A 23,110-nucleotide genomic window follows, 5' to 3' on the forward strand; every position below is an offset into this window, starting at 1 on the left:
CGCACCGGCTGATCCCCGCACAGGTTCTCTGGGCGGGCCTGCGGGCGCCAGGGTCTGGTTTTCCTGAACAAATCACTTTTTATCTGGGTCTCATCACCTGTCTGTGACAGCTTGCACGAAATTCACGCAGAGTTATGAGTCCGATGTCTTATACAAACCTGACCCTCCCCGACCGACCGCTGAAACTCACCCCCGGCAGCATTTCTCCGCCTGGTGCCACTCTTTTCGCGGTGATTGTCATGCTGATCGTCGGAGGCTTTCTGGCCTGGTGGCAGGCTCCGGATATCTGGCGCGACTGGCAAATCAGCCAGAACCCGGTGACGGTTGAAGACAGCGATGTCCAGAATGGCCAATGCACCACCCGCAAAGCCTTTTTCACCGATTGCGAGGCTCATGTCGCCTATAACTATCAGGGCCAGCATTACGAATCCGATATCAGGCTGATGTTCGTCGATTTCCATAGCGGCGATTACTGGGTCGATGTGGTGATCTCGGGCGACAAGCCGCATCTGGCGACGCTGAGCCTTGGCGTGGAAAAGATCTGGAACCGGATCCTGATGCTGGCGGCCTTCGCGCTGCTGTTCTTTGGCGGCGCGGCTGCGATCCTCTGGCAGCGCCTCCGGGCAGGCAAAGCATCGCGCGCCCTCGCGCAGCCCTCACGCCTGGCGCTGCTGCCGCTTGCGATCACCAATATGCAGAACCTGCGCGGCAAAACGCAGATCAGCTATCATGACAAGGACCAGCCCAAACCGGTGCTGACCACGACCCTGCGCAAGGGCGACGCGCCGCTGATGGTCTGGGATGATCAGGGCAATGGTTACGGCCTGGGGGTAAAGGGCACCGGTGCCCGGCTCCCGGCCTTGCTGGACCGGGGTCTGACGCGGATCGACCTGACAGATCAGGAACGCCGTGAAGCGCTGGCCCTGCTGGACCGCGAGGAGGCCGAAAAATTCGGCCAGCCGCAGCACAGCGAAGGCCCGGCAAAGAAACGCGGCGGCGGGGTCCTGCGCAATCTGCTGGCCGGGCTGGGGGTGATCCTCTTCTTCGTTCTGGCGGCGCTTGGCTGGTGGCTCTGGTATGTGACCGGCAGCCCGGACTCCCACGATCCGCTGGGAATGGAGATCAATGCGATGATGCCGGCCCCGATCAACAGCTGGGCCTGTGGCAAGCTGGAGGAGCGATTCGGGGATCAGAATGCCCCCTATGGCTGTACGGCGGATGACTACGTCAGCTGGAAATGATCAGCGCCCCGCCGGTGGCAACCTGGGAAGCCTCCGGCGGGGATATTTAAGGACAGAAAATGATGCAGTTTTTTCACCTCATTTTCTGTCTCTAAATATCCCGGGGGAGTCTCCGCACGGAGACGGGGGCAGCGCCCCCTGCCCGGTTGCCAGTTCTCACAGGTTGCGTATGGTATCGCCCGGCTGCAGCTTCGGCTCGAACTCGATCACCTCGCCACCGATAACGCCGCTGGAGCGTTTGCCGGCAATGATCTCGGCCGCGGCGACCCCGGTTTCCAGCCGGCAGGCATCCATCGTCGCCAGCCGGCGCGGCAGACCGTCGAGCAGTTCGACCCCGTTGAACCCGGCAAGCCCGATCCGGCCCGGCACATCCAACCCCTGCTCAAGGCACCACAGCAGCCCGCCCGCGCCGATCATATCGTTGGAATAATACAGGAAATCGACATCCGGGCGGCGTTTGAGCAGAGTCTCGGTCATCTCACGCCCCTTGGCCAGTGCCGAGCCGCCGGAATAGAATTCGCGGTCCACCAGCGAGAGGCCGGCAGCGGCCAGCGCCTCTTCGAACCCTTCCAGCCGCTTCCTCGCACGGTGGTCATTCGTCGGCATATGGGTTCCAAGGAAAGCTATCTTGCGATAGCCCGCCGCGATGATCGCCTCGGCCATCTTGCGCCCGGCGCGGCGATGCGAGATCCCCACCATACTGTCGACCGGCGTGCCGTCGATATCCATGATCTCGACAATCGGGATACCGGCCTGCGCGAGCATCGCCGCCGATGCTGCGGAATGTTCCAGCCCCGCCACGATCAGCCCCGAAGGCCGCCAGGACAGCATCTCATAGATGACCTGCTCCTCGCGATCGACCTGATAATTCGAGACGCCCACCACCGGCTGCAAACCGGTATCTTCCAGCGTCTTCGAAATTCCGGTCATCACCTCGGGAAAGACCATATTCGACAAGGACGGGATCACCACGCCAACCAGATTGACCCGCTGGCTCGCCAGCGCGCCCGCGATTTTATTGGGCACATAGCCAAGCCGCCGCGCCGCCTCGAGCACCCTTGCCCGCGTCGTCTCTGACACATCGCCGCGATTGCGCAACACCCGGCTGACCGTCATTTCGCTGACCCCGGAAGCTTCTGACACATCGCGGAGGGTCAGGGCGCGGTGGGGTTCGGGCGGCGTAGCTTTGGTCAATGGGTGGTCCTCTGGGGGGATCTGAAACGGGCGGGCAGATCGGGGCGGGTCATGAAACAGCGCTTTCCTGATTGTTAGCGTCTCAGGAGGGGCTTGAACAGGCAGTAATCCCCCGCTAATGATAGCGCTAACAGTGAAAACTGTGATCCGGATGCTCTGTGCAAGCTCTCTTTTGGAGCCTCCGGACCCCTGAGGGGGGGTGGTGGGCCAAATTCACCCCCCTTCACATCTTCTTCCGCCACATCTGATACGCTGCCCAGTTCGCCTTGCTTTTTCAGTAGGTTGGCGGGCTTATCGCCCAGATCACCTCGGCCTCTGCCGGGCCCGGATTGCGATAGCGATGCGGCTCGCCTGAGGCGAAGGAAAAGCTGTCACCTGCCTCCAGCCGGAAATGACGGGCGCCAACCCAAAGCTCCAGCTGCCCCGACAGCACCAGCCCAACCTCGTCACCGTCATGACTATAGGCCTCCTGCGCCTCGGCGCCGGGCGGCAGGCGCGAGCGGATCATCTCCAGCGCCATCGACAGGCGCGGCGTCAGCAATTCATCGACCGCACCGCCCTGACAGGCAACCTTCAACCGGTTGGCCTGGCGGATGACATAGCCCTGCCCGGCCTCGGGCACCGGTTGCTCGTTGCCGGCGAAAAACCATTGCACCGTCACGCCCAGATGCTGCGCAATGGAAACCAGCGCATTGATCGAGGGTTCGGCAAGATCCCGTTCGATCTGGCTGAGATAGCCGATCGACAGCCCTGCCCCATCCGCCAGCTGCGCCAGCGTCTGTTTGCGCCGCTTGCGCAGCTCACGCAGCCTTTCGCCCAGAACGCGGCCCTCGGCGGCAGTCGCAGCCTTCAGGCGCGGCTCATCCGGCTTCATCCTGGATCCCCTCCCCCTCCGTCAGTAAAAAATACCATTGATCTTTTTACTTACCCTGTCGAACCTGCCGCATCCGCCACCCTGGAGTCCAGGCAGCCATGACCGAGAAGATGTTCCCGAATCTCTTCCGCCCGCTGGTGATCCGCGGCCGCGAGATCCGCAACCGCATCATCTCGACCGGGCATGACACCTGCCTGCCGGAACATGGATTGGTGAACGAGGCCTATATCGCCTATCAGGAGGCCCGCGCCAAAGGCGGCACCGGGCTGATCGTGACCCAGGTGGCGGGCGTGCATGAGACGGCGCGCTATACCTCGCATCTGATCATGGCCACGACGGATGACTGTATCCCGGGCTACCGGGAGCTGGCGCGGCGCTGCCATGCCCATGGCGCGCTTGTCGTCTCGCAGCTGTTCCATCCGGGGCGCGAGATCATGGAAAGCGCGAATGGGATGCTGGCGGTGGCTTATTCGGCGTCAAGCACCCCGAATGAGCGGTTCCGCAATATGCCGCGCGAGATGGATCGCGCGATGATCGCCGGGATCACGCAAGGCTATGCCGATGCGGCGCGGCGGATGTACCAGGCCGGGCTCGACGGGATCGAACTGGTCGCCTCGCATGGCTATCTGCCGGCGCAGTTTCTGAATCCGCGCGTCAACCGGCGCCAGGATGACTACGGCGGCTCAGATAGCAACCGTCTGAAATTCATGGCGGATGTGCTGGAAGCCATGCGCGCGGCAACGGGGGATGATTTCATCATCGGGCTCAGGATCTCGGCCAGTGAGAAAGACGAGGCCGGGCTGACCAATGCCGAGACGCTGGCGGCCGCGAAGGGGCTTGGCACGCGGATCGACTATCTTTCCGTCACCATTGGCACCTCGGCGACCATCGGCGGCGCGGTCCATATCGCGCCGCCGATGAATTTCCCGGCTGCCTATACGGCGCCCGAGGCCCGTGCGTTCAAAGCGGCACTTCAGGTGCCGGTCTTCATCACCGGCCGCCTCAACCAGCCGCAAGAGGCCGAGATGGTGATCGCCCGGGGCGAGGCCGATGGCTGCGGCATGACCCGCGCGCTGATCTGCGACCCCGAAATGCCGGTCAAGGCCGATCAGGGGCGGTTCGACGATATCCGCGCCTGTATCGGCTGCAATCAGGCCTGTATTCATCATTTCCACCGGGGCCTGCCGATTTCCTGCATCCAGCATCCCGAGACCGGGCGCGAGACGGTGTTCGCCATTCATCCCGCAACCGCGCGGCCCCGCAGGATCATGGTGATCGGCGGCGGCCCCGCCGGGCTGAAAGCGGCAGCGGTGGCGGCAGAGCGCGGCCATCAGGTGACGCTGTTCGAGGCGGAGCCACGCCTTGGCGGTCAGGCGCTGCTGGCGCAGCTTTTGCCGCATCGCGCGGAATTTGGCGGCATCGCGACCAATCTTGCCCGCGAATGCGCGCTTGCGGGCGTCACAATCCGCAAGAACACCCGCGTCGATGCGGGCCTGTTGCGCGATTTCGCCCCGGATGCGGTGGTGCTCGCGACCGGCGCCACACCCTATTTGCCGCCGTTTGAGACGGATGGCGAGATTAGAGTCGCCACCGCCTGGCAGATCCTGAAGCGCGAGGTGAAACCCGGTGCGCGGGTGGTGGTGGCCGACTGGCGCGCCGACTGGATCGGGCCGGGCGTGGCTGAGGCCCTGGCGCGGGACGGCGCCGGGGTCGATCTGGCGGTGAACGGGCTTTACATGGGTGAGGCGATGCCCTTCTACGTTCGCGATGCGACGGCGGCCTCGCTGCACCGGCTTGGCGTCAGGGTCACGCCCTATGCGCGACTGATCGGCACCTTTGGCGATACGGTCTTCCTGCAACACACGGCGTCCGGGCTGCCGATGGAAATCGAGGGCGTGGATATGCTGGTGCTGTCGTCCGGGCATCTGCCCTTTGACGGGCTCAGGTCAGAGATCGCGGCCCAGGGGATCGACTGTCATAGCGTCGGCGATTGCCAGACACCCCGCACGGCGGAAGAAGCGGTCTATGAGGGGATGCTGGCCGGTCGCGCCCTCTGACTTTTGTGGTTTTTCCGCCCGGGCCTGCGCCCGGGCGGGACGCATGGATCAGCGCTCTGCCGCTGCCAGAGCCTCGGCTTTCGGCACCGACAGCCAGACCGCGAGGATAAAGCCCGCCACACCGCCGAGGAGCTTGCCAAGTAACAGCGGCGCAATCAGCGTCGGCTGGAAATTCGCGGTGAAAGCCAGGTGATCGCCGAAGGTAAAGGCCGCGCAAACCGCAAAGGCAATCGCCACCACCTTGTCCCGCGGACGCATCTTTTCCACCAGCCGGAACATCGCGAGGATATTGGCACAGGCCGCAAGCAGACCCGCCGCCCCTTCGGGCGCCACGCCGATCTTCGCGCCCAGCACTTCCATCGGTTTCGCGAGGTATTTCGTCAGCAGGTAGACCATCGGGAAGGCACCCGCGAGCATGATGCCGATATAGCCCGCCACTTCCAGCGCGCGGAACTGGTCGGCCTCATCCGCGATGATCGGGTCAAAGCCCCAATGGCCAAAGACATTGGTAAAGAACCCGGTGAAATATTCGACGATTGAGGCCACCAGCACCAGTGTGATGCCCGCATACATGATCTTTCCGAACCAGAGAAAGCCGGTGATCATGGCATCCGGCGCGAATCGCAGACCGAGCGCAATTGCCACGCAGAAGATGATCAGCGGCAGGAGGTTGCGGAATATCTCGCCAAAACCGAGTGTCAGGGCGAAATTCGCATCGGACGCGGTCGAGACCTCCGGGCGGATATCCAGCCCCGAAAGTGCGATCACCGTGCAGGAGATCAGCACCCCGACCGGCACCGAGAGAATGCCGGACATGATGCCCAGCGCCATATATTTATGATCGGCCTTCTTCAGCATGGCGAGGCCGACCGGGATCGAGAAGATGATCGTCGCACCCGACATGAAGCCGACCACTGTCGCAATCGCCCAGGCCTCGCGCGTCTGGGCAATTTTGTCGGCCAGCTGGTAGCCTCCCATATCGCCCGCAATCACCGTGGTCGCGGCAATCGAGGGGTCAGCACCCACAAGGGCGAAAAGCGGCCCCGCCGCGAATTCAATAAAATGCGAGAGATAGGGAATTGCGGCCATGATCCCGGCCACAGGAATGAAAATCGGGCCGATCGAATGCAGACCCTCGGTGAATTCTTTGCCAAGCCCTTTTTCAGAATCGCGGATCGCGGCAATCGCACCCGCGACGGCGCAGACCATGATCAGCCAGATAATATATGTTCCAATGGAAGCCATTGCTGTCCCTCCTGTTGATTATTGTTTTCATTGATAAAAGGCCGGGCCATTTCGGGCCCGGCCTGCAGTCACTTATGCTTTCACCCGCAGCGAGCCCGGGTCGTAAAGCGGATCGAGATGCAGTTTCGCGGGCCGGATTTCATTGGCCACGACCAGCTCATACCGGCCCGAGTGCAGAAACGCGTCGCTGACGCCCGCCTCATTGCGCACATAGCCAAAGCCGATCGGGCTTTGCAGGCTGTAGCCATAGCCTCCGCTCGTCAGATAGCCGACCGGCTCGCCGTCCCTGAGGATCGTTTCACGCCCCAGCAGCACCACATCGGGATCATCAGTGGTGAACCCCGCAAGCCGTTTGACCAGGGCGGCGCCCGCAGCCGCCTCGCAGGCTTTGCGCCCGATAAAGTCAGTGCCGCGTTTCAGTTTGACCGCCCAGCCAAGCCCCGCCTCGAACGGATTGTCATTCGGGGTGATGTCGGATCCCCAGGCGCGGTAGCCTTTTTCCAGCCGCAGGCTTTCAATCGCGCGGTAGCCGGTCGGGTGAATACCATGCGGGGCGCCTGCCGCCATCAGCGCATCGAACACATCGCCTGTACCGGCAAGCGGCACATGCAACTCCCATCCGAGTTCTCCGACATAGGTGACCCGCAGCGCGCGGACCTGATGGCCGGCGATCTCCAGCCCGCGAACCGCGCCGAAGGGGAAGGCCGCATTCGACACATCCGCCTTTGTGACCGAAGTCAGCACCGCGCGCGCTTTCGGCCCCATCAAAGACAGCGTACCAAAATCCTCGGTCACATCGCGGATCGCCACATCGCCGGCAGGCAAGTGATCGGCAATCCAGGCGAGGTCATGGGTGCGCGACCCCGTCCCGGTCACGAGGTAAAAGCGGTCCTCCGCCAGCCGCGCCACGGTCAGGTCGCATTCAATACCGCCGCGCGAGTTCAGGATCTGGGTATAGGTCAGCCGGCCCGGCGCTTTCGCCACATGATTGGCGCAGATCAGTTCCAGCGCCTCAGCCGCCCCTGCCCCCGCCACCTCATATTTCGCGAAAGACGACTGGTCGAAGACGCCAACCCCGTCGCGCACCAGACGATGTTCCCGGCCCACCGCATCAAACCAGTTCTGGCGGCCCATCGAATAGAGATCACGCGGCTCTTCGCCCGGGCCGGCAAACCAGTTCGGCCGTTCCCATCCGAGTTTCGATCCGAACACCGCGCCATGGCCTTTCAGCCGCGTGTAAAGCGGCGAGGTGATGCGGGGCCGCCCGCTTTCATATTCCTCATGCGGGAAGCCGATGGTGTAATGCTTGCCGTAAGCCTCAAGCGTGCGCTCTTCGACCCAGGCGCGGTCACGATGCAGCCCCGAGAAGCGGCGGATATCAACCGACCAGAGATCCAGCGGCGCCTCGCCCCGCATCACCCATTCCGCCAGCGCCCAGCCCGCACCACCGCCCGAGGCGATGCCGAAGGCGTTGAACCCGGCGCCCACGAACATATTGGCGCATTCCGGCGCCAGGCCGAGGATGAAATTCCCGTCCGGGGTAAAGCTTTCCGGCCCATTGATCATCTGCTTGAGGCCGGTTTCCGCGAGCTTCGGCACCCGGGCGATGGCCTCTTTCATATGCTGTTCGAAATGGTCGAAATCATCATCGAACAGCTGGAATTCCCATTGATCGGGCACGTCGCCACCGGGCAGCCCGGTGCGCCAGGACTGTGGGTTCGGCTCATAGCCCCCCATCACGAGGCCGCCGACCTCTTCCTTGAAATAGGTGCGCCGGTCGGGATCGCGCAGAGTCGGCGCATCAGACGCGAGGCCCTCGATCTTTTCCGTCACGATATACTGGTGCTTGACGGGTTGCAGCGGCACGTTCACACCCGCTTTCGCCCCCACCTGGCGCGCCCATTGCCCACCGCAATTCACCACCTTTTCACAGGCAATCACGCCCTGATCGGTCTCGACCGCCGTGATGCGGTTCCCGTCCATCACGAATCCGGTGACGCGGACATGTTCCACCAGCTTCGCACCATGCATCCGCGCGCCTTTGGCCAGCGACTGCGTGATGTCCGAAGGGCTGGCCTGCCCGTCCGTCGGCAACCAGGAGGCACCGACCAGATCCGAGACATCCATCAGCGGCCACATCCGTTTGACCTCTTCGGGCGAGACGAGATGCATCTCCATTCCAAAGCTTCTCGCGGTGGTGGCGAGGCGGCGATATTCCGTCCAGCGATCCTCATTGGTCGCAAGCCTGAGGCAGCCGGTCATCTTCCAGCCGGTTTCAAGCCCGGTCTCAGCGGCGAGGGACTTATACAGATCAACCGAATATTTCAGAACCCTGGTGATCGAGGCCGAAGAGCGCAACTGCCCCACCAGCCCCGCCGCGTGCCAGGTCGATCCCGATGTGATCTTGCCCTGTTCCAGCAGGATCACATCCGCCTTGTGATCGCGCGCCAGGTGATAGGCGGTCGAGCAGCCGATAATACCGCCCCCGATCACCACGATCTGAGCATGTGCGGGCAGGGTCTGCGACATCAGGTTTTCTTTCCGTAAACTGAGCGGTAATGGTCGAGCGCGATCTCAAACCGCGCGAGGTTTTCTTCGGTATAGGCCGGGTAATCGGTGCCGGGCGCGTTCAGATACAGCTCGGACGCCATGCTCCACATCGCCTCACGCAAAAGGCTGGCGCATTGCATCGCCGCCATCGCGCGCAAGAGGTCGCGGGACGGCGCCTCGCCGAAATAGGCCCGCAGAAGCGTGTTCGTCTCGGTCGCCGAAAAGCCCGCATTCGATGACACGCCCGCCAGGTCGAACATGGCCGTCGAGAACCCGGCATATTCAAAATCGATCAGCCAGAGCCGGTTGCCATCATCGAGAAAATTCGCCGGAAGCAGGTCATTATGGCTGAAAATGATCGGCAGCGGGATCTGCGCCTCCTCCAGCTCATCAGCCAATGCGAGGTAACGTGGCAGATCCGCCAGTTTGCGGCTGCCGCCCGTCCGCAAAGTGCGGGCATAATCGCGGATCACATGGAAGGGCCAGAAGATGAAACCCGGCCCCGAGACATGGCGCCCCATCTCGCGGTGGAAATCGCGGATCAGCCGTGCCAGCCCGTCGATATTGCCCCGCACATCACCGGCGTTGAACGTATGCGCGCTCAGGTGGCGGCTGACCATGACCCCCGGCCCGGCGAATTCGACCGCGGGGGCGAAACCGGCCGCTTCGGCGGCACGGGCGGTCATGATCTCGCGCTCGCGAATGACGTGGTGGAACGGATAATCCTTGCCAAAGCGCACCACATGGCCGCCCTGCTCATCGCGCACCAGCCAGCTTTCATTGCTGATGCCACCCAGAAGCGGCGCAATGCTGATTTCACCCTGCCAGAGCGGCAGCGCCCCGATGATCGCCGCCTTCTCTGGCGGAACTCTTGTCTCTCCGGTCATAGCCCCCCCTGCAGTCTGTCGCCGCATGTTGCGCAAGACTGGCGGTGGCTTTGGGATTGCGTCAACAAAAATGTGGATTTATGCCCGGATATGACCGAAATATGTGGAAACGGTCACAGATTCACGCGCCAGATGCGCAAACGGTCACGAGGTCAGGACTTTTATGGATCACTCTCCGCGTCACAGCCAGATCCTCGCGATGCTGTCCGACCAGGGAACGGTTGGAATCAACGAGCTTGCCGCGCGCCTTTGTGTCTCGGCCGAGACCATTCGTCGCGATGTGAAGACCCTCGCCGCGCAGGGCGAGATCGTGCGGATGCATGGCATGATCGGGCTGGCCTCGACGCTGCGTGAGGCCCCGTTCGAGCGGCGGATGCGCGAAAACCGCGCGGCGAAAGACATCATCGTGCGCCGCGCCGCCGCGACGATCCGTGACGGGGATTCGGTGATGCTGGATACCGGAACGACGACGAGCCTGCTGGCACGCGCGCTTTTGCAGCATCATCGGCTGGTGGTGGTGACGAATTCTTCAGACATTGCCCGCACTCTGGCCACGGTGAATGGCAACCAGGTCTATATGGCGGGCGGCAGGCTGCGGAGCGACAGTGGCGCGTCCTTCGGCGTCTCGGCGATAGATTTTGTCAGCCGGTTCAGCGTTGATCATGCGGTGATCTCGGTCGGGGCGATCGATGCCCTGACCGGGGTGATGGATTACGATCTTGAGGAGGCGGAATTCGCCCTCGCCGTGCTGCGCTGCGGCCGCAGGCGGGTGGTGGTGACGGATGCGACGAAATTCGGGGTGCAGGGCCTGGTGCAGGTCTGCGGCTTTGACGCGATTGACGAGGTGATCTGTGACCAGCCGCCGCCGCCGGACCTCGAGGCCGCGCTGCAGGCCGGGGGCGTGCTGATCCGCGCCAGCGACTGAACCGGCGCAGCGCCCTCAGTCCCCGAGAAATTCGCGCCAGCGCCGGATCAGATAATTATGTTCGGGCATGATGGTCGACCAGACGGCGATGCGGGCGACACGGTCCTGATAGCTGCCGCCTTCGCGCCGCTCGCCGCGCCGGACCACGATCTGCCCGTCACTGCCCGCAAGGTCTTCGCAGGCAGGCTCGCCCGCATACCAGAAGGCCCATTCGGCCGGCGTCAGCGTGTCGCGCAGCGGCTGAACCACCGACATGTAATAGCCCTGCCGCGCCATGATCGCCCCGGGCACACCATCAAGCCACCAGTTGAGCCAGGCATAGGCCATCTCAAGCCGCTCGCCCGACAGTGCCGCCGAAAGGCAAAGCCCGGAATGCCAGCCACGATATCCCTCGCCCGGCACCGCGTAATGCAGATCGCGCCCCATGGCCCGCATCGCGTAATAGGCGGGCGACCACAAAGCCGAAATCACCGGCCCGCCTCCGCTGCCCTGTGGCGTCATCAGCCGCACCGCATCATCAGATGTCGCCCAGAACCGCGTGAAATGACCTGACCGGCGCAGGGGCATCAGCACGGCAAAAAGCGCGTCGATCTCTTCGATGGTCAGATCGCCCGGATCGGCAATGTCGACCAGCCCCGCCGCCCGCGCCGCCAGCGCAAGCTCCACCACACTTGCGGCCGGATCTGCGGCAAGAGCCGCGCGCCCATGCCAGCGCCCATCCAAGAGCCAGGCCCAGCTTTCCGCCTCTTCCGCGCGGCGCAGCGCTGACATATCCGGCGTCCAGACAAAACTGTCCACGTTGTAAGTTGTTGGCAACATGGATATTTGCGGGGCCGCTCCGGGCTGCGGCGTAGCGGCAAGGCTGCGATCAGATTGCGCATAAAGGAGGCTTCCGGGCCAGCTGCCAGGCTGCCGCCCATTGGCGCCGGGGCGCGTTCCGGCGATGGTCACCTCATCCCACCGCGCGAGCCGCGTCGTGTCGATCGGGCGGATCGAGGCCGCTGTCCATAAAAGATCCAGCGAATGGAACCACTGGTCATAAACATCGAAGCTCTCGGGCGCCATCACGCCGCGGCGTTGGCAATCGAGCCCGTCCAGCACCTCGAACTGAATGCCGAACGGCAAATCTGCCGCTGCCCGCGCGCGCAGTTCAGGCGTCAGGGTCGCAGGTGTTCCGATCACGCGCAGCACGGTATCCGTCATAGGCCCCCCTGATGTGCCGGAATCAGCCAGGTCACCCGGCGCGGCGGCGGCAGGAGCGACAACACCCTGAGGCGCGCCAGCGTCAGCCGCCCGATCCGCAACAGATGGCTGCGCATCAGAACCTGCGCCGCCTCGGCCTCGTCCCGGCCCAGGTGATGCAGGATCCGCGCGTAATCGAGCAAGGCGGCCAGGTCATCGGTCAGCGGAAAATGGTGGCGGAAGAGATGCGGCACCACCAGCGAGATCTGATTGCGCCGGATCGAGGCCAGCAGGCGCGAATTCCGCAGACCGGCGAACATCTCCTGAAACATCGCCTGGTCGATCTGATCCAGCGCCTGGGGCTCGACCTGCGGGAAGGCGCGGATCAGCGCCGCGACCCGCGCCTCGAGCCGCGCAAGCCAGGCCCGGTCGAGGCCAGGCAACACCTGGACCAGCGCCGCCGGCTCCATCAGCGCCCGCATTTCCAGCGTCTCGCGCAGGTCGCGCGCGGTCATCTGGCCGACGATCCAATGCGATTTGCTGTCCTTATCGACCAGGCGCCGGTCCATCAGCCGCCAGAGCACTTCGCGCGCGACGGTACGGCTGACATGGAAATGATCGCCAAGCGCCGCCTCCTGAATGCGCCAGGAGCCAAAGGGCATGGCGGCGGTGATCTCCTCGCGCACCTCGTCGAAAATCCGCTCCCAGGAGGGCGAGCGGTCGATTTCCTCCGGCTCACCGGTGAGAATCTGGTGGAGCTGGCGCAGCGGCAGCTGCACCGGCGCGGCCTGGCCGACCTTAAACCCCTGACCGCCTGCCTCGAAGATCAGCCCGGCCTCGGCCAGAAGGGCCAGCGCACGGCGCACCGGGGCCCGGCTGACGCCGAGCTGCCCGGCAACCGGCGCTTCTTTCAGCACTGTCCCGGGCGGCAGCTCGCCGCTGCTGATCTTTCGGGACAGAAGGTCGCGAATCGAGACATAGAGAAAGGCCGGGCGTGACCCCGCCGCCCCCATCGACATCGCCGGTCGGGCGATCATCGGGGCAGATTCGGCAGTGTTTTGGCTCAACTGTCCGATCTTTCTGTCCATCGCATACAAAGTCCGTCCACACCCCGGCAAACACAGGGCAATTTGCCAAAAAAAGTGGCGGATCCAGCACTGAACCCGAAGTATGCGACCATGCTTTACATCTTTCCAGATATAAATTGTGCATTGCATCCCAAGAACACTTTGCTAGCGTACTTGTCAGAGTGATATCCGCTCCGGATAGTTCCCATCAGCGCCCGACCGGTCAGAAGACCCGGCAGGCCACCTCCAGCAACAGGGAGAATGACCATGACGACCAGCAAGAAACCGGGCCTCAGCCGCCGGGGCTTTATGAAAGCCTCCGCCGCCGGAGCCGGCGCGGCAGTGGGTTCGGGGATTCTCGGCGCGCCGATGATCTGGGCCCAGACGATCAAGGACATCACGCTCAACCAGGTGGGGCCGTCCTATTCGGTGATCGCCGATATCTGCGAAAAGGCCTCGGCCGATCTCGGATTCAAAATCGTGCCACAAACCGCTGACAGCACTTCGCTGATGGCCAAGGTGGTGAACCAGCCCGAGACCATCGACATCGCCGATCTGGAATTCTGGGCGATGCAGAAGGTCTGGCGCTCGGGCCAGCTGCAGCCGGTCGAAGTGGCAAAGATCGCGAAATGGGGCGATATCACGCCGGTGATGAAGGACGGCAAGAATTTCGACGGTTCCGCCCAGTCGATGCAGGGCACCACGCCGGTCAAGGTGATGTATACCGGCGGCCCGGGCGATACCGCCTTTTCTGCCAGCCCGACCGATTTCGCCACCACGATGCCGACCATCTTCAATGCCGACACGGTCGGCATCCGGCCGGACCTGATCGGGCGCCCGGTGGAAAGCTGGGGCGAGCTGTTCAACCCGGAATTCAAGGGCAAGACCGCGCTGGTGAACATCCCGCAGATCGGCATCATGGACGCCGCCATGGCAATGGAGGCTCTGGGCGAGCTGACCTATGGCGACAAGGGCAACATGACGAAGGAAGAGATCGACACCACGATCAACCGCCTGATCGAGCTGAAGAAAGCCGGTCAGTTCCGGGCTTTCTGGTCGACCTTTGATGAATCCGTCAACCTGATGGCGGGCGGCGAGGTGGTGATCCAGTCGATGTGGTCGCCGGCTGTGACGGCGGTGAAATCGCGCGGCACTGCCTGCGTCTATCAGGGGCTGAAAGAGGGCTATCGCGGCTGGGGCCTCGGCATGGGGCTGATGAACCACCTCGAAGGCATCAAACTTGAAGCCGCCTATGAATATCTGAACTGGTATCTCTCGGGCTGGCAGGGCGCGTTCATCGCGCGGCAGGGCTATTATTCCTCGGTGCCGACCACGGCCAAGGAACAGCTGACCGCGAATGAATGGGGCTATTGGTATGAAGGCCAGGCCGCGCAAGAGGACATCCTCGACCCTTATGGCGCGGTGATGGACAAGGCGGGCGCGGTGCGCGATGGCGGCTCGTTCGAGGCCCGCATGGGCAATGTCGCCTGCTGGAACACTGTGATGGATGAAGAGCGCTACATGGTGCAGCGCTGGAACGAATTCGTCTCGGCCTGATCCATTTTCCGGCGGGGTCACGGCCCCGCCGGCACTCTCACGAGGTTCATCAATGTCGCGTTCTTCCGGGCGGTCTTCGCCGCTGACGCCCTATCTCCAGGTCGCGCCGCTGGCGCTGATCATGCTGGCGATGGTGGGCATTCCGCTGATCACAGTGTTGCTTTTAAGCTTCTGGCAGACCGATGGCATCACGATCTACTCGGAATTCACCTGGGACAACTACGCGCAGGTGCTGACCTCGCCGGTCACGCTGACGCTGTTCCTGAACACGCTGAAATATGCCGCGCTGACCCTGATCGCGACCATGCTGATCGGCTTTACCTGCTCGTATTTCCTGGTGTTCCATGTGCGGAACCTGAAATGGCAGATCGGGTTGTTCTTGCTCTGCACGATTCCATTCTGGACGTCGAACGTCATCCGCATGGTGTCCTGGATCCCGTTTCTGGGCCGCGAGGGCGTCTTCAACCAGGCGCTGATATCAGCCGGGGTGATCGATCAACCGCTTGATATCCTGCTTTATTCCGACTTCGCGGTGGTCCTGACCTATATCCATCTGTTCACGCTGTTCATGATCGTGCCAATCTTCAACTCGATGGCCAAGATCAACCCGAACCTGATCGAGGCCGCCCGCGATGCCGGCGCCTCGGGCTGGCAGATCCTCTGGACGGTGATCGTGCCGCTGTCTCGCACCGGGATCGCACTTGGCTCGATCTTTGTCGTCACGCTGGTGATGGGTGACTTCTTCGTCGTCCGTGTCATGAGCGGCGGACAAAGCGCTTCGGTCGTCTCGGCGATGAAGAACCAGATCGACCAGTTGTTCTACCCGGAAGCTGCCGCGATGGCGGTCCTGCTGATCGTGGTCGTGTTGCTGATGGTCTCGGCGATCCTGAGGATCGTCGATATCCGCTCTGAACTGGCGAAGTGAGGGTCTAATGTCACAGGCAACCCAAAGACGCGGGCTCGGATTTTACCTGCTGGCGGCGTTTTTCGCGCTTTTCGTAATCTTCCTTTACGGCCCGATGCTGGTGATCTTCATCCTCAGCTTCCAGGGGCCAACGGGCGGACTGACCTTTCCGTTGCGCGGCGTCTCGACCCATTGGTTCAACGACCTCTGGACCTCGACGCGCTACGGTGATCTTGGCGGCGCCTTCCGGCGGTCGATGGTTCTGGGCGCGATGTCACTGGCCATTACCGCGATCGTCTGCCTTTTCGCCGGGCTCGCCTTTCGCAAGCGGTTCATCGGTGCGGGGCCACTGTTTTACCTGGCGATCACCAGCCTCGTGGTGCCGGGGATCCTGCTCGGCCTTGGGATTTCGCAACTGTTCCAGCTGCTTGGCTTCCGGTTGAACTGGTGGCTTTCCGGCCTCGGCGCGCATCTGAGCTGGACCCTGCCTTTTGGCCTGTTGATCATGTTCGCGGTTCTGAACCGGTTCGACAGCTCCTGGGAAGAAGCCGCCCGCGATGCTGGCGCCACGCCATGGCAGACGCTGCGCTATGTGACCGTGCCGATCCTGTTCCCCGGTCTGATCGCGGTGGCGCTGTTCGGCTTTACCCTGTCTTACGATGAAATGCCGCGCTCGCTCTTGACGGTTGGCGGCAGAAATACCCTGCCCATCGAGATCTCAAATATGACGACGAATGTGACCACACCCGCGCTTTACGCGATCGGCACCGTAACCTCGGTGCTGAGCTTCGCGGTCATCGCGCTGGCCTTCGCCGGCATCGCCCTAATCCAGAAACGCCGTGCCCGCGCGAAGTGAGGAAACTGACCATGTCTGATATAAGCCGTATTGATATCAAGGGCGTAACCAAGCTTTACGGGTCGGTGAAGGCAGTCAATAATGTTGATCTGGTGATCGAAGGCGGGTCTTATTGCTGCATGATCGGCCCCTCTGGCTGCGGCAAGACCACGCTTTTGCGCATGATTGCCGGGCATGAGGCTCCCTCCTCCGGCACTATTTCCATCGGGGGGCAGGACGTCACCCATGCGAAAACCGGCAGCCGCGGCACAGCGCTGATGTTCCAGAATTACGCCCTCTTCCCGCATCTTTCGCTGACCGACAACGTCGCCTTTTCGCTGCGCGTGAAAGGTGAGGCAACCGAGGCCCGCCGTGTGAAGGCGCGCGAGATGCTGGACCGCGTGCAACTGGGCCACCTCGCAGACCGCCTGCCCTCGGAACTGTCGGGCGGACAGCAACAGCGGGTGGCGCTGGCGCGCGCGCTGATCACCAATCCAAAGGTCCTCCTGCTGGATGAGCCGCTTTCCGCGCTTGACGAATTCCTGCGCCTGCGGATGCGGGTTGAACTGAAACGGCTGCAAAACGAGCTCGGGATCACCTTCATCCACGTCACCCATACCCAGCCTGAGGCCATCGCGCTGGCCGATCAGGTCGTCGTGATGGATCACGGGCTGATCGAACAGGCCGCCTCACCGCGCGAAATCTACAACCACCCGCACAGCCCCTATGTCGCCCGGTTTATGGGCGGTCAGAATGTGCTGGCAGGCAAGGTCGAAAGCACCTCGGGCGATTCGGCAAGCGTCACCACCGCGGATGGGCACCGCTATGACCTGCCCTCCGCGCCCGGAGTGACCCCGGGCGCAGAAATTCGTTTCTCGGTCCGCCGCGACCGTATTCACCTCTCGCCCGATACGCCTGCGAGAAACGGGCTTACCGGCAAGGTCATCAACACCGAATACCAGGGCACTTTCGTCAAAGTCGCCCTAGATACCGGATCGCGCGAAGAATTCATCATCTACCTGCCCGATGAAGCCTGGTTCGCACGGCCCATCACGGTCGGCGAGACCATCCATGCCAGCTGGGAGCCCACCGCAAGCCACCATCTGAAAGGCACGAACAATTCCGCCGGAGCGCCTCTGGAAGACTGAGGCAAATCCGTTAACAGGAGGATAACATGGCCAAGAAAATCTACTGCGCCTTCGGCACCGATATCGATTCGGTTGCCGGCTGGATCGGCTCTTATGGCGGCGGCGACAGCCCGTCAGACATCCAGCGCGGCATCTTCGCGACAGAGGTCGGCATCCCGCGGCTGCTGCGTCTGTTCAAAAAATACGACCTCCAGACCAGTTTTTTCATCCCCGGACATTCGCTGGAAACCTTTCCGAAAGAAATGCGGATGATTGTGGATGCAGGTCATGAGGTGGGCGCCCATGGCTATCTGCATGAAAACCCCATCGCGATGACGCCACAACAAGAGGAGGATGTTCTCGTCAAATCCATCGAGCTGATCGACAAGCTGACAGGCCGCCCGCCGCGCGGCTATGTGGCGCCCTGGTGGGAAATGTCGAACTCGACGGCCGCTTTGCTGCAGAAGTACAATTTCAGCTATGATCACAGCCAGGGCTATCGCGATTTCCAGCCCTTCTATGCGCGTGTCGGCGATGAATGGAATGTCATCGACTATACGAAACAGGCCAAAGACTGGATGCATCCGCTGAAACACGGGCGTGAGATCGACCTCGTTGATATCGCGGCCAACTGGTATGTCGATGATCTGCCGCCGATGATGTTCATGAAGAAGTCGCCCAACAGCCACGGCTTCGTCAATCCGCGCGATATCGAAGAGCTGTGGCGCGACCAGTTCGACTGGGTCTACCGCGAAATGGACTATGCGGTCTTTGCCTTCACAATCCACCCGGATGTGGCCGGGCGCCCGCAGGTTTTGCTGATGCTGGAACGGCTTATCGAATATATCAATGGTCATGACGGCGTCGAATGGGCGACGTTTGAACAGATCACCGATGACTTCCGCAAACGCTATCCGTTTGAAAGCGGCAAGCGGCCAGAGGTGATCTGAAACGGGGGGCAATATGTGTTCCGCCTGTGGTTTTCCAAGCCGGCCAGGGCATTGGACAGATGCCGGGGGCAATACCCCCGGCGACAGGCTGCGACTGCGCTTCATCCGGGTGGCCGCGATCAACCGGCTGCTCGCGCCCTGGGGGTTAAAGGCCTATGATGATGGTGTGACGCCTGGGTTGCAGCTCTTTGCACCTGGTGGCGCCAGGGAACTTGTGGCCGATCTCGACAGCCTCTGGGCGGCAGCCGCCCGTATGGCCGCAGGGCCAGTGGATCCACTTTCACTGACCGTGCTGAACAATGACTGAGGCTTCCATCCTGAGGCAGAACGCCAAAGGCGATGGCCTTTTGCCACTGACCATCCTTGGCGGCTTTCTCGGGGCGGGGAAAAGCAGCTGGCTGCGCCATCAGCTGCACCAGGGATTGCTCCGCGATCAGCATATTATCGTCAACGAGGCTGCGGGAACGCCGGTAGACAATCTGCTCCTGGGCAAGGCAGCGCGGCTTACGGTCCTCGCCGGGGGCTGCGCCTGCTGCGAAGGCTCGGCCGCCCTCCTTACGACGCTGCGCGAAATCTGCGATCAGGCCAGCGGTCGGGACGCAGGGCAAACGACCGGGATCCTGCTCGAGACCAGTGGGCTCGCCGATCCAGGCGCCATCGCGAGTGCCATTGCGGCAGACCCCATCCTCGCCCGCAGGCTCCGGCTGTCCGAAATACTGGTGCTCGCGGATGCGCAGCACGGGACCTCACAGCTCATGGAAGAGCCCCTGGCGCGTGCCCAGGCCGAGACAGCCGACCGCATCATAATGACCAAAACCGCGTCAGTCCCGCCGGATCAGACCGCGCGCCTGCTCGCGACGCTGCGGCTGCTGAATCCCGGCGCCCGGATCGAGGCGGCAGAGCTCGGGATCCCCTGTGATCTGCCCGAACCGGGTCAGCCCTTTGCGCTGCCAGCCGCCCGGGCTGACACAGCGATCCGGCCCTTCCGCCTGACGATCGGAGGGGCTTCGCGCGATGATGACGTCCTCGGCTGGGTGGCGCTTTCGACCTGGCTTTCCGCGCTCCTCTTCGCGCGGAGCCGCGATGTCATCCGCGTCAAGGGCGTGGTGCGGACGCCGGCGGGGCGGCTCCTGCTGCAATCTGTACGCCATGTGATGCAGCCGCCCGAGATCCTGCCAGAGAACCTGCCCGGGACTTTCGCCGGGCCGCAGCCCGAGGAAGGTGTCATCGTGCTGATCGGGCGCAATTTCGACGCGGCGCTGATCGCCCGGTCATGGGCGCGCTTTGGCGGATAAAGCTGAGGCCTTTTCCAGCGCGCGTTTCGCCTTCAGCTGCCCGGATTCGAACAGCGCGACCAGCACGAGGCCCAGAACCAGCGGCAGCATCAGATAGAAAAGCCGGAACACCAGCAGCGCCGCAAGCACCGTCTCGGGCGGAAACTCCGGCAGGCCAGTGATCACCGCCAGCTCGAACACCCCGATCCCGCCAGGTGCATGCGACAAGAGCGCCAGCGAGAAACCGACCACGAACACGCCCATCACAACCAGATATCCAGGATTGTTCACCTCGGGCAGCGCGAAATAGAGGATGCCGGCGGCAAAAAGCAGCTCCACCGGGGCAATCGTCACCTGTTTCAGCGCAATGGAAAACCGCGGGTAAGAGACGCGGAAGTTGCGGATCTTCAGATCCGGCAGGCCAAGCGCCGAAGAGGCGAGATAGGCCACCACAATCGCCAGCGTGACCAGGGCCGCCCATTGCACCACATGCGGCGAGATATGGGTGGATACGCGGTCGCCCAGACCCGGCGTCAGGAGAAAGGCAAAGCCCAGAACGATCATCACGGCAAGGCTGAAAGTGAGCGAGCAGAAGGTAACCAGCACCCCCACTTCGGGCCCCGAAAGCCCCCTGGTCGTATAGGCACGGTAGCGGATCACTGCGCCGGAAAAAGCAGAGGCACCAATGGTATGGGCGAGCGAATAGGTGGTCAGGGCGCAGCCGACAACAAAGGGAAAACTCACCTTCTTGCGCAGGTGCTGCAATGCGATCACGTCATAAAAGGCAAGATTGATATAGCAGGCCAGCGTGCAGAGAACGATCAGGAACCAGTGCCAGGAATTGATCGCTCCGAAGCCGGCCCAGAGCGCCTTCCAGGACATATCTTTCAGCTCATGAGTCAGAAACCAGAAAGATATCCCGATTGCCAGCAGGCCGATCACCGGCCAGATGAATTTCTTCCACTTCGCGCCGCCTGCCGTCGTTCCTGCCACGTGCTATTGTCCTGTTGTTTTTGGCCCCGCCGGCAGCAAAATAACCCACGGCAGGCTGGCACTATTGGAACCGCATTCCATGACAAGGGCAATTCCGGTGCCCGGGAAAAATGCAGAAAATCACGAAATTCTGTTTGCCTGTCACAGCACAGCCGCGCGCGACCAGGCAGGCGTGGCCCGAACCTGCCACCAGGGTTGCGGGACTTGCCGCCATTGCGCGCGCTGAGCCGCGTCAGCCGGCGGGTTTCCGGGCGCCTGTGAGATGTATGCGGTGGCCCGGGGCCCGCTCAGCCCATCCTGCCCTGGTCCAGACGCACCACCCGGTCCATGCGCGCGGCCAGCTCAAGGTTATGCGTCGCGATCAGCGCCCCCATCCCGGTCGCGCGCACCAGATCCATCAGCGCGCCAAAGACCTGATCCGAGGTCCCGGGGTCAAGATTGCCGGTCGGCTCGTCCGCCAGCAAAAGCCCCGGCCCATTGGCCAGCGCGCGGCAAAAGGCCACCCGCTGCTGCTCGCCCCCCGAAAGTGCTGCGGGGCGGTGGCTGGCGCGCGCTGCCAGGCCGACCATCTCAAGCAGATCGCGCGCCCGCGCGGAGGCTTCCGCTTTCGACACACCATTCGCCAGCTGCGGGATCACAACATTTTCCAGCGCGGTGAATTCGGGCAGCAGATGATGAAACTGGTAGATAAAGCCGACATCGCCGCGCCGCGCCTCGGTCCGGAGCCTGTCAGACAGCCCGCCCATTTCGCGCCCGCCCATCACGACCCGGCCCTGATCCGGCGTATCGAGCAGCCCTGCAATATGCAAAAGCGTCGATTTTCCCGCCCCCGAAGGCGCGACCAGCGCCACGACCTCGCCTTTCGCGATCGACAGATCGACGCCGCGCAACACCTGGACTTCCGAGGGTTTCCCCTTGTTATAGCCCTTGGTGATGCCCTCGAGAACCAATGCCTCACTCATTGCGCAATGCCTCCACCGGGTCCATGCGGGCGGCGCGGCGCGCCGGCAAAATCGTCACGCTGAACGACAGGCCCAAAGCCAGCGCCACCGCCGAGATCACGTCATTTGCCTGCAGTTTCGCAGGCAGCGAATAGATCCCCCGGACCGAGGCATCCCAGACCGGGCTGCCATTGATCCAGGCGATCCCTGCCATGACCTGATCGACATTCAGCGCCACAAGGCAGCCGAGGCCGAGGCCCGCGATGGTGCCGATCACGCCGGTCACCGCGCCGCAGATGAAGAACACCCGCAGGATCGAGCCCTGGCTCAGCCCCATGGTGCGCAGGATGCCAATGTCGCGCCCCTTGTTCTTCACCAGCATGATCAGCCCCGACACGATGTTCAGTGACGCGATCAGCACCAGGATCGACAGGATCAGGAACATCACATTGTCTTCGATATCCAGCGCGCGCAGGAACGACCCGGCTGAATCGCGCCAGGTCCAGGGATTGGCCTCGGGCCCGGCAGCATTCAGGATCGGCAGCACATAATCGTCAACCTTCTCCGGATTTTGCACGATGATCTCGATCTCATCGGCAAAGCCCTCGCGGTTCAGAAAGCTCTGCGCCTCGGTGAAAGGCATATACATCCGCACCTTGTCGATATCATAGCGCCCGGCGGTGAAGATATAGACGACCTCATAGGCCTTGGTACGCGGGCTTACGCCCATCGCCGTTTTCGGGCCGTTCAGCGTGATCACCCGCACCTTGTCGCCGACGATGACACCCAGATCACGCGCCAGCACCGATCCAAGCGCGATGCCTTCGGGAAATCGGTCGATATCACCGATGGAATCGGACCCGATCCCAATTCGCGGGATCTTTGCCAGTTCCTCGGGCGCGATGCCGTAAAGATCGGCGCCGACGCTGCGCTCCCCATCCGAGACCATCACCTGCCCCCGGATCAGCGGTGCCGCACGCTCCACCCCCGGCACCTCGGCCACGCGGGCGGCGAGCGCATCATAATCCGCAAAGCCCCGGATCTTCACGCCGGCCTCATCGGTGCGCTCCGAAGACCAGAGCGTCACATGCGCATTGGCGCCAAGGATCGTATCGACGAATTCCTCGCGGAAGCCCGCCCGGACGGCGAGGGTCACGATCAGCGCCGCGACCGCGAGCGTAATGCCGATCAGCGAGATCCAGGTCATCACCGAGACCCCGCCCTCGGCACGGCGCGCGCGCAGATAGCGCCAGGCGATCAGCCACTCAAAAGCGGCGAAAGGTGCGGTCTTTTCAGCCATATGCCCG

20 protein-coding genes are annotated in these 23,110 nt (G+C 62.7%); 10 read left to right on the plus strand and 10 right to left on the minus strand.

Translation table 11 applies throughout. The features are described from left to right. The first annotated feature begins 143 nt into the window (after window positions 1–143). Window positions 144–1,241, plus strand: coding sequence for a hypothetical protein (locus tag JC607_RS08915; protein ID WP_198836585.1), 1,098 nt, complete (start codon window positions 144–146; stop codon window positions 1,239–1,241). Between the two features lie 156 nt (window positions 1,242–1,397). Here the strand turns inward: JC607_RS08915 and JC607_RS08920 are convergent, their stop codons facing one another. Further along, window positions 1,398–2,435 carry a LacI family DNA-binding transcriptional regulator gene (locus JC607_RS08920; protein WP_255532422.1) on the minus strand — a complete coding sequence of 346 codons (1,038 nt, stop codon included), beginning with the start codon at window positions 2,433–2,435 and terminating at the stop codon, window positions 1,398–1,400. Between the two features lie 274 nt (window positions 2,436–2,709). After that, window positions 2,710–3,309, minus strand: a complete 600-nt coding sequence (locus JC607_RS08925; RefSeq protein ID WP_198836586.1) for a helix-turn-helix domain-containing protein — start codon at window positions 3,307–3,309, stop codon at window positions 2,710–2,712. A 98-nt stretch (window positions 3,310–3,407) separates the two neighbouring features. Between JC607_RS08925 and JC607_RS08930 the strand changes: the two genes are divergently transcribed. Further along, the gene (locus JC607_RS08930) at window positions 3,408–5,366 is read left to right on the plus strand and encodes an FAD-dependent oxidoreductase (protein ID WP_198836587.1); all 1,959 of its coding nucleotides are present in this window, start codon (window positions 3,408–3,410) and stop codon (window positions 5,364–5,366) included. A 48-nt stretch (window positions 5,367–5,414) separates the two neighbouring features. Here JC607_RS08930 and eutH read toward each other — a convergent pair whose 3' ends face one another. From eutH to JC607_RS08945, 3 genes are all read right to left on the minus strand, one after another. Continuing rightward, window positions 5,415–6,611 (minus strand): ethanolamine utilization protein EutH, encoded by a 1,197-nt coding sequence (gene eutH / locus JC607_RS08935; protein ID WP_198836588.1) that lies wholly within the window; start codon window positions 6,609–6,611, stop codon window positions 5,415–5,417. A gap of 72 nt (window positions 6,612–6,683) precedes the next feature. Then, complete coding sequence (locus tag JC607_RS08940; RefSeq protein WP_198836589.1) at window positions 6,684–9,140, minus strand: FAD-dependent oxidoreductase; 2,457 nt, start codon at window positions 9,138–9,140, stop codon at window positions 6,684–6,686. Further along, window positions 9,140–10,048 (minus strand): phosphotransferase family protein, encoded by a 909-nt coding sequence (locus tag JC607_RS08945; protein ID WP_198836590.1) that lies wholly within the window; start codon window positions 10,046–10,048, stop codon window positions 9,140–9,142. Before JC607_RS08945 ends, JC607_RS08940 begins: the two co-directional genes overlap by 1 nt. Window positions 10,049–10,211: 163 nt before the next feature. On the opposite strand from JC607_RS08945, the gene JC607_RS08950 reads away from it, so the two are divergent. After that, window positions 10,212–10,973: a DeoR/GlpR family DNA-binding transcription regulator gene (locus JC607_RS08950; protein WP_198836591.1), complete on the plus strand. Its 762-nt coding sequence runs from the start codon at window positions 10,212–10,214 to the stop codon at window positions 10,971–10,973. A 15-nt stretch (window positions 10,974–10,988) separates the two neighbouring features. Here JC607_RS08950 and JC607_RS08955 read toward each other — a convergent pair whose 3' ends face one another. Together JC607_RS08955 and JC607_RS08960 are read right to left on the minus strand one after the other, a co-directional pair. Next, window positions 10,989–12,176 (minus strand): PotD/PotF family extracellular solute-binding protein, encoded by a 1,188-nt coding sequence (locus JC607_RS08955; RefSeq protein ID WP_198836592.1) that lies wholly within the window; start codon window positions 12,174–12,176, stop codon window positions 10,989–10,991. Beyond that, complete coding sequence (locus tag JC607_RS08960) at window positions 12,173–13,222, minus strand: GntR family transcriptional regulator (protein WP_198836593.1); 1,050 nt, start codon at window positions 13,220–13,222, stop codon at window positions 12,173–12,175. The genes JC607_RS08955 and JC607_RS08960 overlap by 4 nt, the downstream gene beginning before the upstream one ends. A 267-nt stretch (window positions 13,223–13,489) precedes the next feature. On the opposite strand from JC607_RS08960, the gene JC607_RS08965 reads away from it, so the two are divergent. Genes JC607_RS08965 through JC607_RS08995 form a run of 7 tightly spaced genes read left to right on the plus strand, consistent with a single transcriptional unit; the run spans window position 13,490 to window position 19,890 of the window. Beyond that, a complete protein-coding gene (locus JC607_RS08965; protein WP_198836594.1) occupies window positions 13,490–14,779 on the plus strand; it encodes an extracellular solute-binding protein in 1,290 nt (429 codons plus the stop codon). Between the two features lie 52 nt (window positions 14,780–14,831). Beyond that, window positions 14,832–15,704, plus strand: a complete 873-nt coding sequence (locus JC607_RS08970) for an ABC transporter permease (RefSeq protein ID WP_198836595.1) — start codon at window positions 14,832–14,834, stop codon at window positions 15,702–15,704. 7 nt (window positions 15,705–15,711) lie between these two features. Next, window positions 15,712–16,539: an ABC transporter permease gene (locus tag JC607_RS08975; RefSeq protein ID WP_198836596.1), complete on the plus strand. Its 828-nt coding sequence runs from the start codon at window positions 15,712–15,714 to the stop codon at window positions 16,537–16,539. 11 nt (window positions 16,540–16,550) lie between these two features. Beyond that, window positions 16,551–17,666 carry an ABC transporter ATP-binding protein gene (locus JC607_RS08980; RefSeq protein WP_198836597.1) on the plus strand — a complete coding sequence of 372 codons (1,116 nt, stop codon included), beginning with the start codon at window positions 16,551–16,553 and terminating at the stop codon, window positions 17,664–17,666. A 26-nt stretch (window positions 17,667–17,692) separates the two neighbouring features. Beyond that, window positions 17,693–18,595, plus strand: a complete 903-nt coding sequence (locus tag JC607_RS08985) for a polysaccharide deacetylase (RefSeq protein ID WP_092899546.1) — start codon at window positions 17,693–17,695, stop codon at window positions 18,593–18,595. A 13-nt stretch (window positions 18,596–18,608) separates the two neighbouring features. Beyond that, on the plus strand, window positions 18,609–18,902 hold the full coding sequence (locus JC607_RS08990) for a hypothetical protein (protein ID WP_198836598.1): 294 nt from the start codon (window positions 18,609–18,611) through the stop codon (window positions 18,900–18,902). Then, window positions 18,895–19,890, plus strand: coding sequence for a GTP-binding protein (locus tag JC607_RS08995; RefSeq protein ID WP_198836599.1), 996 nt, complete (start codon window positions 18,895–18,897; stop codon window positions 19,888–19,890). Before JC607_RS08990 ends, JC607_RS08995 begins: the two co-directional genes overlap by 8 nt. Here the strand turns inward: JC607_RS08995 and JC607_RS09000 are convergent. The 3 genes from JC607_RS09000 to JC607_RS09010 form a co-directional block, all read right to left on the minus strand. Further along, complete coding sequence (locus JC607_RS09000; RefSeq protein WP_198836600.1) at window positions 19,867–20,862, minus strand: lysylphosphatidylglycerol synthase domain-containing protein; 996 nt, start codon at window positions 20,860–20,862, stop codon at window positions 19,867–19,869. The genes JC607_RS08995 and JC607_RS09000 overlap by 24 nt on opposite strands. A 287-nt stretch (window positions 20,863–21,149) precedes the next feature. Next, a complete protein-coding gene (locus JC607_RS09005) occupies window positions 21,150–21,824 on the minus strand; it encodes an ABC transporter ATP-binding protein (protein ID WP_198836601.1) in 675 nt (224 codons plus the stop codon). Further along, on the minus strand, window positions 21,817–23,103 hold the full coding sequence (locus tag JC607_RS09010; protein ID WP_198836602.1) for a lipoprotein-releasing ABC transporter permease subunit: 1,287 nt from the start codon (window positions 23,101–23,103) through the stop codon (window positions 21,817–21,819). Before JC607_RS09010 ends, JC607_RS09005 begins: the two co-directional genes overlap by 8 nt. Between the last annotated feature and the right edge of the window lie 7 nt (window positions 23,104–23,110).

It is taken from the genome of Paracoccus sp. IB05 (assembly GCF_016405985.1).
GTDB lineage: Bacteria > Pseudomonadota > Alphaproteobacteria > Rhodobacterales > Rhodobacteraceae > Pseudogemmobacter.

What these genes read in the sequence shown, in the direction of transcription:
- JC607_RS08915 (WP_198836585.1), top strand. Translation starts at nt 144, where the DNA reads ATGTCTTATACAAACCTGACCCTCCCCGACCGACCGCTGAAACTCACC.
- JC607_RS08925 (WP_198836586.1), bottom strand. Translation starts at nt 3,309, where the DNA reads ATGAAGCCGGATGAGCCGCGCCTGAAGGCTGCGACTGCCGCCGAGGGC.
- JC607_RS08930 (WP_198836587.1), top strand. Translation starts at nt 3,408, where the DNA reads ATGACCGAGAAGATGTTCCCGAATCTCTTCCGCCCGCTGGTGATCCGC.
- eutH (WP_198836588.1), bottom strand. Translation starts at nt 6,611, where the DNA reads ATGGCTTCCATTGGAACATATATTATCTGGCTGATCATGGTCTGCGCC.
- JC607_RS08940 (WP_198836589.1), bottom strand. Translation starts at nt 9,140, where the DNA reads ATGTCGCAGACCCTGCCCGCACATGCTCAGATCGTGGTGATCGGGGGC.
- JC607_RS08945 (WP_198836590.1), bottom strand. Translation starts at nt 10,048, where the DNA reads ATGACCGGAGAGACAAGAGTTCCGCCAGAGAAGGCGGCGATCATCGGG.
- JC607_RS08950 (WP_198836591.1), top strand. Translation starts at nt 10,212, where the DNA reads ATGGATCACTCTCCGCGTCACAGCCAGATCCTCGCGATGCTGTCCGAC.
- JC607_RS08955 (WP_198836592.1), bottom strand. Translation starts at nt 12,176, where the DNA reads ATGACGGATACCGTGCTGCGCGTGATCGGAACACCTGCGACCCTGACG.
- JC607_RS08965 (WP_198836594.1), top strand. Translation starts at nt 13,490, where the DNA reads ATGACGACCAGCAAGAAACCGGGCCTCAGCCGCCGGGGCTTTATGAAA.
- JC607_RS08970 (WP_198836595.1), top strand. Translation starts at nt 14,832, where the DNA reads ATGTCGCGTTCTTCCGGGCGGTCTTCGCCGCTGACGCCCTATCTCCAG.
- JC607_RS08975 (WP_198836596.1), top strand. Translation starts at nt 15,712, where the DNA reads ATGTCACAGGCAACCCAAAGACGCGGGCTCGGATTTTACCTGCTGGCG.
- JC607_RS08980 (WP_198836597.1), top strand. Translation starts at nt 16,551, where the DNA reads ATGTCTGATATAAGCCGTATTGATATCAAGGGCGTAACCAAGCTTTAC.
- JC607_RS08985 (WP_092899546.1), top strand. Translation starts at nt 17,693, where the DNA reads ATGGCCAAGAAAATCTACTGCGCCTTCGGCACCGATATCGATTCGGTT.
- JC607_RS08990 (WP_198836598.1), top strand. Translation starts at nt 18,609, where the DNA reads ATGTGTTCCGCCTGTGGTTTTCCAAGCCGGCCAGGGCATTGGACAGAT.
- JC607_RS08995 (WP_198836599.1), top strand. Translation starts at nt 18,895, where the DNA reads ATGACTGAGGCTTCCATCCTGAGGCAGAACGCCAAAGGCGATGGCCTT.
- JC607_RS09005 (WP_198836601.1), bottom strand. Translation starts at nt 21,824, where the DNA reads ATGAGTGAGGCATTGGTTCTCGAGGGCATCACCAAGGGCTATAACAAG.
- JC607_RS09010 (WP_198836602.1), bottom strand. Translation starts at nt 23,103, where the DNA reads ATGGCTGAAAAGACCGCACCTTTCGCCGCTTTTGAGTGGCTGATCGCC.